Origin of the sequence: Pseudoalteromonas sp. PAB 2.2 (genome assembly GCF_001938575.1) — a bacterium.
Lineage (GTDB): Bacteria > Pseudomonadota > Gammaproteobacteria > Enterobacterales > Alteromonadaceae > Pseudoalteromonas > Pseudoalteromonas lipolytica.
In genome coordinates this window covers 575,901-588,763 of sequence record NZ_LYPI01000008.1, presented here as the reverse complement: position 1 = coordinate 588,763, position 12,863 = coordinate 575,901, and the positions used below count along the sequence as shown (strand labels likewise).

At 41.5% G+C, this 12,863-nt stretch carries 10 protein-coding genes and 2 rRNA genes; 11 read left to right on the top strand and 1 reads right to left on the bottom strand.

What is annotated here, in order from left to right:
- The 7 genes from BWD47_RS06685 to ihfA all read left to right on the top strand — a co-directional run.
- Positions 1-141 (top strand): 23S ribosomal RNA (locus tag BWD47_RS06685); the annotation flags it as partial.
- Between the two features lie 187 nt (positions 142-328).
- Positions 329-443: ribosomal RNA gene (gene rrf / locus BWD47_RS06680) — 5S ribosomal RNA — on the top strand.
- Positions 444-1,303: 860 nt separating this feature from the next.
- Positions 1,304-2,359 carry a DUF2066 domain-containing protein gene (locus BWD47_RS06675; protein ID WP_036969039.1) on the top strand — a complete coding sequence of 352 codons (1,056 nt, stop codon included), beginning with the start codon at positions 1,304-1,306 and terminating at the stop codon, positions 2,357-2,359.
- Positions 2,344-3,069, top strand: a complete 726-nt coding sequence (gene hda / locus BWD47_RS06670; RefSeq protein ID WP_213019300.1) for a DnaA regulatory inactivator Hda — start codon at positions 2,344-2,346, stop codon at positions 3,067-3,069. The genes BWD47_RS06675 and hda overlap by 16 nt, the downstream gene beginning before the upstream one ends.
- Positions 3,070-3,144: 75 nt before the next feature.
- Positions 3,145-4,125 carry a phenylalanine--tRNA ligase subunit alpha gene (pheS, locus tag BWD47_RS06665; protein ID WP_074988360.1) on the top strand — a complete coding sequence of 327 codons (981 nt, stop codon included), beginning with the start codon at positions 3,145-3,147 and terminating at the stop codon, positions 4,123-4,125.
- A 15-nt stretch (positions 4,126-4,140) separates the two neighbouring features.
- Complete coding sequence (pheT, locus tag BWD47_RS06660) at positions 4,141-6,528, top strand: phenylalanine--tRNA ligase subunit beta (RefSeq protein WP_075593673.1); 2,388 nt, start codon at positions 4,141-4,143, stop codon at positions 6,526-6,528.
- Between the two features lie 2 nt (positions 6,529-6,530).
- Positions 6,531-6,830, top strand: coding sequence for an integration host factor subunit alpha (gene ihfA / locus BWD47_RS06655; protein ID WP_036969033.1), 300 nt, complete (start codon positions 6,531-6,533; stop codon positions 6,828-6,830).
- Between the two features lie 31 nt (positions 6,831-6,861).
- On the opposite strand, the gene BWD47_RS06650 is transcribed toward ihfA, so the two are convergent.
- Positions 6,862-7,668, bottom strand: coding sequence for a DUF2989 domain-containing protein (locus BWD47_RS06650; RefSeq protein ID WP_036969031.1), 807 nt, complete (start codon positions 7,666-7,668; stop codon positions 6,862-6,864).
- A gap of 173 nt (positions 7,669-7,841) precedes the next feature.
- On the opposite strand from BWD47_RS06650, the gene BWD47_RS06645 reads away from it, so the two are divergent.
- The 4 genes from BWD47_RS06645 (at position 7,842) to BWD47_RS06630 (ending at position 12,863) form a co-directional block, all read left to right on the top strand.
- Entirely contained in the window at positions 7,842-9,284 is a 1,443-nt protein-coding gene (locus BWD47_RS06645; RefSeq protein WP_036969029.1) for a glyceraldehyde-3-phosphate dehydrogenase, read from the top strand.
- Positions 9,285-9,482: 198 nt separating this feature from the next.
- Complete coding sequence (locus tag BWD47_RS06640) at positions 9,483-10,610, top strand: M14-type cytosolic carboxypeptidase (protein WP_075593672.1); 1,128 nt, start codon at positions 9,483-9,485, stop codon at positions 10,608-10,610.
- Between the two features lie 260 nt (positions 10,611-10,870).
- Positions 10,871-12,373: a sodium:alanine symporter family protein gene (locus tag BWD47_RS06635; RefSeq protein WP_036969026.1), complete on the top strand. Its 1,503-nt coding sequence runs from the start codon at positions 10,871-10,873 to the stop codon at positions 12,371-12,373.
- A gap of 163 nt (positions 12,374-12,536) precedes the next feature.
- Positions 12,537-12,863 carry a hypothetical protein gene (locus BWD47_RS06630; protein ID WP_036969280.1) on the top strand — a complete coding sequence of 109 codons (327 nt, stop codon included), beginning with the start codon at positions 12,537-12,539 and terminating at the stop codon, positions 12,861-12,863.

Here is a 12,863-nt window from a genome sequence, read left to right as displayed (position 1 = left end):
AAGCAGGCCTCGAGATGAGTTCTCACTAGACTTTTAAAGTCTCTGAAGGGCCGTTGAAGACTACAACGTTGATAGGCAGGATGTGGAAGTGGTGTGAGCCATTAAGCTAACCTGTACTAATTACCCGTGAGGCTTAACCATACAACGCCAAACGCGTTTTATGACAGCGTAACAGACAGAAGTTAGTATACTAAAGTAGATTTACGATTATCAGAWTTCCGAATTTTATGTAGGGTGAACCGCAGCGCTTAATGCGAAATCAGTTCACCTTGCGCAAAGGACTCGTAAGCGCGATGCGCTTTGTCGAGAATCCTTTCCACGCATTTTGCTTGGTGACAATAGCGTTTTGGACCCACCTGACTCCATGCCGAACTCAGTAGTGAAACGAAACAGCGCCGATGATAGTGTGGCATTTGCCATGTGAAAGTAGGACATCGCCAGGCTCCTAATTAGAAAAACCCGATTCGAAAGAGTCGGGTTTTTTGTTGCCTGTAGAAAAATAAAATACCCAACCAAGACCCCTACGACCTATATCTTTGTAAGCATCGTGTGGCATTGACCATGTGAAAGTAGGACATCCTACTGCGTAGCGCACCATGGCTCCTAATTAGAGAAACGCGTTGCAGCAATGCAGCGGGTTTTTTGCGTTCAGGGCTAAATCGTCCAGCACTATGCCGAGATTGCATACAGAGATAAAAGGCGCATAAGCGCAAGGTGAAGAGACGTAGGAGGCACTTTAGTGCCGAAAGTGTCTGATATGCCCTTCATACAACACCCCTGACATTCACGGCTAAAGCCGTTCCCACGCTTTGTAATCAGATGTTTAATAACGATTCCCATGTTGTTTAATCATGATGACAAAAATGAAGGGGTTTATTGAATCACTCACTTTACGCTAAACTAATACCATTCCGCTTAAATATCTGATCTAATATAGGCTATATAAAATCACCGGTTAATAACATTGAACCAAAACATAGCTGAACAGCTTTTAGCGCTTTCGCGAAAAGAACCAAACGCACGAAAACGCATACGATTACTCGCAGTGTCATTATTTTATGGGAGTCCATAAATCTCCTACGGTGTTTAATCACGATGTATCGATCAAAGGGGAAGAGTGGGCTGAAATCTTTAAAGCTGTCTACTTCGCCTAGCGCTGATTCGTCCTTTATTAATGAGTCTTCTAACAGCGTTGTGCACGATGAATCACCTTATGATCAGCGACCGTTCAGTAAATTAACTTTGCTTTGTTTATGGCTTTGATTTAGGATCAAATGAGTTTAAAAGCAAGAACTAATAGCCAGTGTCTAGATTACTTATTTGTTTATTATTATTTTTTTCGAGTGCGTCAGTATTTGCAGTTGAAGTAACCAACTTATACCAAGATACCCTTAAAGTGGCTGATAAATCACGCGATGCTCGCCTAGCAGCAAGCCGTGAAGCGCTTCTGAATGTATTGGTTAAAGTGAGTGGCGACACGAGTGCGGATCAAAATCCAACCGCGAAAGAGCGCACGAAAGACATTTCAGATTACATGCTTAAATTCGAATACGACGAAAAAGCAGATGGCACTTTAAATCTCGTCGTAAAATTTGAAGCGAATAAAATCAATGCGTTAATTAAAGATTTAAATCTCCCACTTTGGGGGACTCGTCGTCCATTGGTGGCAATTTGGCTTGCAATTGAAGATAACTGGCGTCGCGAACTTGTGACACAAGAAAGTTACCCTCAGCTTGAACAGCTTATATATGATAAAGCAGGTCGCCGCGGTTTACCCGTTGTTGTGCCATTGCTTGATTTAGAAGATCGAGCCATTGTCGGTATACCAGAAGTATGGGGGAACTTTTCAGACCCTGTAGAGCGAGCTTCAAGTCGTTACAGTGCTGAAAGAAGTATTACTGCGCGCATGTATAAACAGCAGGATTCTGAAACGTGGGTGCTTGATTGGCGGTTTACCAATGATGAATTGTTTGAATCGAATCGCTTGGTGGGTGATAAGCAACAAATTGTGGCTGATATGGTAGATAGCCTAGCAGGCGGCTTAGCGCTTGAGTACGCCATTGATCCTACCATGATTGGGCAACTCGCAACCGCAACCTTTCATTTAAAAGGAATTACGAACTTTGTTGATATTGAGTTTGCAAAACGTCGCTTAGAAAGTTTAAGTGTTGTTACACAAGCACAAATTGCTGTTCGTACTCCTGACTCCGTACAATTTGTTGTGAACCACACTGGCAGTATGAATGATTTTAGAAAAGCATTAGAACTTGATAGTGCTTTTAAAGCCTACCAAAACCCAAGAGATTTTTATCAAGTCGTCAACAACGATGAACTAGAGTATCAATGGCAGGGGCTTTAACACTCGTGCAAGAACCTATGCAAATGGCATTGCCAGTAACGTTGCCTGATGATGAAACATTTACATCGTATTTTGGTGGTGAAAACTCGCTTGAAGTCAGCCACTTGAAAGATGCTTTTACTAAGTTAAATAGCAAGTTTCAATACACATATTTGTGTGGTTTAGGTGACTCAGGCAAGTCACACTTACTTTATGCAACCTGTATTCACGCGCAAGAACTGGGTCTATCAACGATGTTGTTATCGATGCGAGAGGTCATTGATTTTGGTCCAGTTGTGCTCGAAGGATTAGAAACGCTCGATGTTCTATGTATTGATGACTTGCACCTTATTGCAGGGAATGATGCGTGGGAAAAAGGCCTTTTTAACTTTTTTAATCGCTTTAACGAGCCGAGCAAGTTTTTAGTGGTAACGGCTGATTTGCTTCCAGACATGTTGCATATTAATTTGCCCGACTTGGAGTCGCGTTTAAAGTGGGGCACAACGTTGCAAATTCGTTCTATGAGCGATGATGATAAAGCAGAAGCGCTAGTACGTCGTGCTCATATGCGTGGCCTTGAATTAACCGATGAGTGTGCCCGCTTTTTATTAACCCGATTAAGTCGTGATATGCGAGCATTATTGGATGTATTGGACAAACTTGACCATGCATCGATGGCTGCACAAAGAAAATTAACTATTCCTTTCATAAAATCAACGTTAAAGCTTTAGTAGGGCTAGAATCTAGTCCTTGCTTTCAGTTATCATTAGCTATTACAAAATCCTCTGTGAAAAACCAGGTACTCAATGAACTTAGAAAATATTTTAGCGCAAGCACTTGAGGCTGTAGCCAGTGCGAGTGAAATCGCGCAATTAGAAGATATCAGGGTTAATTACCTTGGTAAAAAGGGTGAAATCACCAACTTACTTAAAACGCTTGGCAAGATTGCCCCTGAAGAGCGTAAAGAAGCGGGTCAAGTGATTAACCAAGCAAAACAAGAAGTACAAACAGCAATCAACGAAAAGCGTGAGTTACTAGCAAGTAAGGCTCTTGAAGAAAAGCTAGCCGCAGAAACGATCGACGTAACATTACCCGGTCGTGTCATGCCAACAGGTGGCTTACACCCAGTAACTCGTACAATTGAGCGAATTGAGAGCTTTTTCGGCGAATTAGGTTTTGCGGTTAAATCAGGTCCTGAAGTTGAAGACGATTTTCATAACTTCGACGCATTAAATATTCCTGAGCATCATCCAGCGCGTGCGGATCACGATACTTTCTATTTTAATCCTAAGCTTGTGCTACGTACGCAAACAAGTGGTGTGCAAATTCGTACTATGGAAACGGAACAGCCGCCATTGCGTATTATCTCTCCTGGTCGTGTATACCGTAACGATTATGACCAAACGCACACGCCGATGTTCCACCAAGTGGAAGGCTTGATGGTTGATACAGATGTTAGTTTCACAGAGTTAAAAGGTATTCTTCACGATTTTCTACGTAACTTCTTTGAAGAAGATATGGAAATTCGTTTCCGTCCATCTTACTTCCCATTTACTGAGCCATCAGCAGAGGTTGACGTAATGGGTAAAAACGGTAAATGGTTAGAAGTACTTGGTTGTGGCATGGTACACCCTAACGTTCTTAAATCAGTAGGTATCGATCCTGAAAAATACACCGGCTTTGCATTCGGTATGGGTGTAGAGCGCTTAACAATGTTACGTTATGGCGTAAATGACTTACGTGCATTTTTCGAAAACGATTTAAAATTCCTAAACCAGTTCCGTTAAGAGTGAAGAAATAAAATGAAATTTAGTGAAAAGTGGTTAAGAGAGTGGGTTAACCCAGCAATCGACACGCAGGCTCTTTCGGAACAGTTATCAATGGCTGGTCTTGAAGTGGATGGCGTGGAGCCCGCAGCGGCAGAATTTACCGGTGTTGTCGTTGGTGAAGTTGTTGAATGCGGTCAGCACCCAGATGCAGACAAACTACGTGTGACTAAAGTAAATGTTGGCGGTGATGAGCTTCTTGATATCGTGTGTGGTGCACCAAACTGCCGTCAAGGACTAAAAGTAGCTGTCGCCACGGTTGGTGCAGTTTTACCTGGCGACTTTAAAATTAAAAAAGCCAAGCTTCGTGGTCAACCCTCACATGGTATGCTGTGTGCATTCGTTGAATTAGGGATCAGCGAAGAAGGCGACGGCATCATGGAATTGCCAGCTGATGCACCAATCGGTACAGATTTACGCGAGTATTTAAACCTAGATGACAACATCATTGATGTTGACCTTACACCAAACCGTGGTGACTGTTTAGGCATAAAAGGTCTTGCCCGTGAAGTGGGTGTTCTAAACAGTATTGATGTTAATACACTTGATATTGCGCCAGTTGCTGCAACGATCGACGACAAAGTTTCAATTGAACTTGTTAACGATGATGCCTGTCCTCGTTATTTAGGTCGTGTAATCAAGGGAATTAACTTAGATGCACAGACACCACTTTGGATGGTAGAAAAGCTGCGCCGCAGTGGTATTCGTTCAATCGACCCAGTGGTTGATGTAACAAACTACGTGTTATTAGAGCTTGGCCACCCAATGCACGCATTTGACTTAAATGCGATTGAAGGCGGCATTAAAGTTCGCAGCGCTCATGCGGGCGAAGAGTTGGTCCTTCTTGATGGCAACACAGCTAAACTGAATGAGTCTACGCTTGTTATTGCAGATCACAACAAAGCGCTTGCTATTGCAGGTATTTTTGGTGGCGAAAAGTCAGGTGTGACAGAATCAACCTCTGATATTTTATTAGAAAGTGCGTTTTTCAACCCAGTTGCTATTGCGGGCCAAGCACGTAGTTACGGTCTTCACACAGATGCATCACATCGCTATGAGCGCGGTGTTGACTTTGCCTTGCAAAAAGATGCAATGGAGCGTGCAACAGCACTGTTACTTGATATTGTAGGTGGCGAAGCAGGTCCAGTCGTTGAAGCGGTTGCAAATGATAAATTGCCAAAAGTAACTGAAGTGCGTTTACGCCGTGAGCGTTTAGACCGTGTCATTGGTTATCACATTGATGATGCAAAAGTTACTGATATCCTAACGCGTTTAGGCTTAGACGTGAAAATTGTCGATGGTGTATGGAGCGCTGATGTACCTAGTTACCGCTTTGATATCCGTATCGAAGAAGACTTAATTGAAGAAGTGGCGCGTGTGTTTGGTTATAACAGCATTCCAAACGTAGCGCCGACAGCTAAGCTAAAAATGACTAACCACAATGAATCACATGTTGCGGTTACTAAATTCCGTAATACTTTAGTGACACGTGGTTATCAAGAAGCTATCACATACAGCTTCGTAGACCCTAAAGCACAAGCAATTCTGCATCCGCAAAGTGATGCATTGATATTACCTCACCCAATTTCAGTTGAAATGTCAGCGATGCGTGTAAGCTTAATGCCTGGCTTGTTGGCATCATTGGTGTATAACCAAAATCGTCAGCAACCGCGTGTTCGTTTGTTTGAACATGGCTTAAAATTCTTACGTGACGAACAGGCCGAAAATGGGGTAAACCAAGTTGCGGTAATCGGTGGTGTGATTTCGGGTCTTGCTCACGGTGAACATTGGGTTCAAGAAAAGCGTCCTGTTGATTTTTATGACTTAAAGGGCGATGTTGAGGCACTTTTAGCTATTAGCAACGATATGTCACGTTTTGAGATAAAAGCAGAACAGTCAGATGGCTTACACCCTGGTCAATCTGCCGTTATTTATGCTGATGGTAAAAAGGTTGGTTTCTTTGGTGCGGTTCATCCACAAGTACAAAAGTCGCTAGATATCAATAACACAGCATTCGTGTTTGAAATTGAAATGTCGGCTCTTGAAAAAAGAAAATTACCTGAAGCAGTTGCAGTGTCGAAATTCCCGTCAAACCGCCGTGATATCGCGATTTTAGTGGAAGATCACGTGAAATCGGGTGATATTTTTAAGGTCATAGAAAAAGTTGGCGGAAATCAATTGGTTGACCTAAACTTATTCGATGTGTATAAGGGCAAAGGTATTGAGCCAAATTATAAGAGTTTGGCGATTGCTCTAACACTGCAAGCGGTTGATAGAACGCTCGAAGAGAAAGATATCAATCAAGTAGTTGATAATGTGGTGGCCGCATTGGCCGAACAATTTAACGCATCGTTGAGGGACTAGATATGGCGCTTACTAAAGCCGACATAGCTGAACACCTATTTGAAAAACTCGGGATCAATAAAAAAGATGCCAAAGATTTAGTTGAAGCGTTTTTTGAAGAAATCCGCTCAGCGCTAGAAAAAGGCGAGCAGGTTAAGCTCTCTGGATTTGGTAACTTTGATCTTCGAGATAAAAAAGAACGTCCAGGCCGTAATCCGAAAACAGGCGAAGACATCCCTATTTCGGCACGCCGAGTTGTGACCTTTAGACCAGGTCAGAAGCTTAAAACTCGTGTGGAAGTTGGTACAAGCAAATCAAAATAAGAAAAGGCAGCATTCGCTGCCTTTTTTATTTTTAAAAGCCTCGGGGCGAGACAAATTCGCCAGCTTGAATGCTGTCGTAAGTTTTTTGTGCGAGCTCATTGAGGCTGTCGAGACTTTTACCAGAAACGGTGAGCTTGTGCTCAATCGGCAAAATATCAACATTTTCAAACCCTGATAATTGTGCAACACGTGCGAATGTGTAAGCGTGCTTATATTTTTCGTGTTTGTAAAATAAGCTTACAAGTGTTGGATAAATTTCTGGGTTAGGTGTTTGACCTGCCTTATTTAGCTCTAATGTTTTGTAGAGCAGATCAATGGTTTTTTCATCGTCAAACTTGACATAGTAACTGGCTAAGAAAAATTGTATTTCTGCATTTTCTGTTACGCGTTTATCTTGTTTGTTCTCTAAAGCAAGTAATTTTGATAACGCTGATTGGTCGTTATTGCGTGACCAATGGTAATAGAGTAGCCCTGGATGATTGGTATCTTTTGTGTCTTGGAAGATACGTGTCATTTCTTTAATACTGGTTAAATGACCTTCCACACGAGATGTGGTTTTTTCTTTTAACTTAATATGCTCAATTTTTGCTGCCAAAGACACACATTGATTATATTTTTCAAAGTCTTTCAATAATTGATATTTGTTTTCGTCAGTGGGTGACTTATATTCAACATAACGTTGAATTATCACATCGGCACGTTGTTCTTTGCAGTGGCTATCTTTGTTTAGATCACTACAAAAACCCGGTGTTTCGTCGCACACTTTAGCCAGTGTAAGCGGATCTTCACACCCTGTTAATGCCAATAAACCAAGCAAAACGCTTGCTCTTAGTAACATTCCTTAACCTCGAGTTAATAAATACGACTTTATTCTAGCGCAATGAATTGTTCTGTAACAGTGGAGAATCATTTGAGTTTAAATTAGAATACCCCTGCCTGAGATGTGTTGCTCTCAAATCACAGCATATTTTTAAGGCTATCCGTTCAAAATTGTTTAATTAGGTAAAAAAAATGACCTCATCTCACGAGTTAGAATACACAAACAGCTGGCAAGAACGCCAAGATTACGCAGAAAGCATGCAACCAATTATTGGTCGCCTATACCGTAACCGCGGTATCGAAATTGCTGTTTATGGCCGCCCGCTTGTTAATGCTAGCCCTATCGATATCATCAAAGCCCACAAAACTGTTGCTCAGTTTGAAGGCACTAAATTACGTTTGCGCGAGAGCTTCCCATTTTTAGAAGCCATCAGCAAAATGGATTTAAACTCAGCACGCATCGATATTGGTAAATTAGCATACGGTTATTTATATAACGATGCCGCTAAAGGCCGTTCTGTTGAAGAGTATTTAACTGAAGAGCTTGCTGAAATTGCGAATGCAGAGCGCAAAGAGCCACGTGACGTTGTTTTATATGGTTTTGGCCGAATTGGTCGTTTGTTAGCTCGTTTATTAATTGAAAAATCAGGTCCTTATGCAGACTTACGCTTACGCGCGATAGTTGTACGTGGCGGTAAAGATGGTGACCTTGAAAAGCGTGCAAGTTTATTGCGTCGTGACTCAATCCATGGTCCTTTCAATGGTTCTATTACGATTGATAAAGAGCGCAATGCAATTAAAGCGAACGGTAGCTACATCCAAGTTATCTATGCTAACTCACCTAACGAAATTGATTACACTGCATACGGTATCGACAACGCGCTTATCGTTGATAATACTGGTATCTGGAAAGACGAAGCAGGCCTTGGACTTCACCTAGAATCAAAAGGCGCTTCAAAAGTACTTTTAACTGCGCCTGCGAAAGGTAATATTAAAAATATCGTTTACGGTGTAAATAACAAAGATATCAAACCTGAAGATAAAATTGTCTGTGCAGCAAGCTGTACAACAAATGCAATCACACCAACGCTTAAAGCATTAAACGATAAGTTTGGTATTAAGAATGGCCACGTTGAAACGGTTCACTCTTATACAAATGACCAAAACTTAATCGACAACTACCACAGTGCTGAGCGTCGTGGTCGTGCTGCGGCACTTAACATGGTTATCACTTCGACAGGTGCTGCTAAAGCTGTATCAAAAGCATTACCTGAACTTGAAGGTAAACTGACGGGTAACGCTATCCGTGTACCTACACCTAACGTATCAATGGCTATCTTAAACCTTAACCTTGAAAAAGGCACAACCGTTGAAGAGTTAAATGCTTTCTTACGTGATACTGCGCTGCATTCAGATTTACGTGACCAAATCGATTACACAGCATCAACAGAAATCGTATCTACAGACTTAGTGGGCAGCCGCTATGCAGGTGTTGTAGATTCACAAGCGACGATTGTTGATGACAACCGTGTTGTACTTTACGTTTGGTACGATAACGAGTTTGGTTATAGCTGCCAAGTAGTACGTTGTATGCGTGATATGGCTGAAGTAACGTTCCCAAGCTTACCTCGCTAATACCTAACGTGATAAATTTAAAAGCCAGCATATTGCTGGCTTTTTTAGTCGTGAAAGTTTTTGCAAATTTTCTGCATGTGGTAGGCTGTATTTAGTCTGCTACATATTACTAACAAAACGTCCTAATCGGTGCGTTGACTTAATTCTTATCGAATGACTACGCCGTTAAGAATTATTTTTAAGCAATAGGTTTATAGAATGAAAATTACCAGCAATTTTGACAGTGGTAACATCAAGGTTATTGAAGCCGTTGACCCGCTGAATATTCAATTAGAAATCAATAAAGATAATCAGTCTGATTTTTTCCAGTGGTTTCACTTTCGTCTAGAAACAACCCCATTTCAAAACCACAAGTTACATATCAACAACTTAGAAAATTCAGCCTACCCAGATGGTTGGGAAGGTTACCATGCTGTTGCGTCTTACGACCGTCAAACGTGGTTCCGTGTCCCTTCAGAGTACGCAAATGGCACACTATCATTTGAAATGGAACCAGAGTGTGGCTGCGTGTATTTCGCGTATTTTGCGCCATACAGCTATGACCGTCATTTAGATTTATTAGCATGGGCACAAAGCCAGCACGCTTGTGAGCTTGAAACACTCGGCGAAACGTTAGATGGTCGTGACATGAGTGTGCTACGTGTTGGTATTCCAAGCAGTGATAAGAAAACAATTTGGATTACTGCACGCCAACACCCAGGCGAAACGATGGCTGAGTGGTACGTTGAAGGTTTACTACATAAATTACTTGATGATGAAGACCCACATGCCGCTGCACTTTTATCAAAAGCGGTGTTCTACATTGTGCCAAACATGAACCCAGATGGCAGCGTTCGTGGTCATCTGCGTACCAATGCTAAAGGCGTGAACTTAAATCGTGAATGGCAAACGCCAAGCCTGGAAAATAGCCCTGAAGTATTCTTAGTGCTAAATAAAATGCGTGAAACAGGCCTTGATATGCACCTAGATATTCATGGTGACGAAGCTATTCCATATAACTTTGTTGCGGGCAGCGAAGGCATTCCGGGATACGATGACCGCTTAAAAGAGCTTGAAGACAGCTTCAAAGCAGCGCTATTAACAGTGACACCTGAATTTCAAGATGAGCACGGTTATCCGAAAGATGAACCAGGCCAAGCGAACTTAACGGTTGGTTCTTCTGCAGTTGCTCATGAGTTTAATGCTTTGGCGTACACTGTTGAAATGCCATTTAAAGATAATAACGATTTACCAGATCCTGACTATGGCTGGTCAGATCGTCGCTCGTATCAATTTGGTCAAGATACACTAGCGGCCATTGTTAACGTTGTCGATAAATTACGATAACGAGTCTAATCCAAGGACGGGCATCAGCGAATACTGATGCCCGTCCTTGTTTCTGCTACATATCACGTAATTAGATTTGTTATATTGAAAATTAACTGTTAACAAGGTTGGTTGATTTAAGTTAATATTCAATACGTTTAGCTGAGAAGTAAATTAATCTTAGTATTTATTTCTCGCATCTATATGTATGTCGCGCATTCTCACAAGCTAACGCCGAGTATCGTAACTAACAATAAAAAATATAATCATAGAGGATATCCATGGAAGCTTTTGTAAGCGCCGTTAATGACGTAGTCTGGAGTAGTGCACTCATCTATTTATGTCTTGGCGCAGGTCTGTTTTATTCCGTTTTAACCCGTTTTGCTCAAGTTAGACATTTCAAAGAAATGTGTAAGTTGCTACTAAGCTCAAACAGTTCTAATACCGGTATTTCATCATTTCAAGCTTTGGCAGTTTCGTTATCAGGCCGTGTTGGTGTTGGTAACATCGCAGGTGTAGCTGCAGCAATTGGTTTTGGTGGCCCCGGTGCTATTTTTTGGATGTGGGTCGTGGCATTTTTAGGAGCCAGTACCGCGTATGCAGAATCAACACTAGGTCAAATTTATAAATCAGAAGAAGATGGCCAGTATCGCGGTGGCCCTGCTTATTACTTTGATCGTTGCTTACAACAAAAGTGGTTAGCAGTGCTATTTGCTGTGTCGGCAATTATCGCATGCGGTGTATTTTTACCAGGTGTACAAGCGAATGCGGTAGGTAACGCATTTACCCAAGTGTTTGGCGAAGGTACATTAGTGAGCACAAGTTTTGGTGATGTTGGTAGCTTTAAACTGGTTGCACTTGCGATCATTTTGATTGTGTTAGCGTTCATTATTTTTGGTGGCATTAAACGTATTGCCAACTTTACTCAAATCGTTGTGCCATTTATGGCTCTTGGTTACATTGTTCTTGCTTTAATCGTGGTATTTATAAACCTTGATAAAGTACCGGGTATTTTTTCACTTATTATTACTGATGCATTTACGGCTCAAGCGGGCTTTGGTGCAGCGATAGGTTGGGGTGTAAAACGCGGTATATACTCAAATGAAGCGGGTCAGGGTACGGGGCCGCATGCTGCTTCAGCCGCTGAGGTTGATCACCCAGCACAACAAGGATTAGTGCAAGCTTTTTCAGTCTATGTTGATACTATCTTTGTATGTACAGCAACGGCATTAATGATTTTAATTACTCAACAATATAATATCGTAGGTGAATTACCTGAAGGGCAATTCATTGTTCAAAACGTTGATGCAGCAACTGAAATTGGCTCAGCAGCCTTTACGCAAATGGCATTATTTAGTGTGTTTGGTGGTTTTGGCCAGGCGTTTGTTGGTATTGCGTTGTTTTTCTTTGCATTTACGACAATTCTTGCTTATTACTATATCGCAGAGACAAACGTTGCTTACTTAAATCGTTATTTCAAGGGGAGCATTCCACTTGTTCTTGTAAAGCTCGTTATTATGTTTATGGTGGCATACGGTATGGTTAATAGCTCTGGGTATATCTGGGCTATTGGTGATATCGGTGTTGGCTTAATGGCGTGGATTAATATTGTGGGCATTTTAGCTATCTTTTTCGTGGCTAAGCCTGCGCTTAATTGTTTACGCGATTATGAAGAGCAAAAGAAAGCCGGTGGCGAAATTACATTCGACCCTATTAAGTTAGGGATTAAAAATGCCACATTCTGGGAAAAACGCCTTGAACAAAAGGCAAAAGATAAATCATAAGTTGCTAAAGCAATAAACTTAAAGTGTGGGTTAGAGCGTCTTAGTTATTACTATTTTCGAATCTTCACGATTGAATGCAATTCGAAAAAGACATCGACTCATAAAACAAGTACAATAAAGGGCGCCTAAAGGCGCCTTTTTTATGCGTAGTATGGAGAAAGATATGGCGATTATTAGTTGCCCGCAATGTGCAAAATCAATATCTGACAAACATAAACAATGTCCTCATTGTGAGTGCCAAGTCACTGAGCTGAGCAATGAGCAGTTGCAGCAAATGCAAAAAGAAACGCGCATTCGTAAACAGCAAAAGTTTATGAATCATTCTTTCCTCGCACTGATTTTATTTTTAGGGGGCTTTTTCTGTTATTACTTTATTCACCCTGAAGCAGAATCTTTAGAGTGGTATGCCTATTCGGCAGCCATGGCAGTAGGCTTTGTATGGTATATTGTAAGCCGTATCTATTTAGTTGTTTTAAAAAAGAAAAAGTAA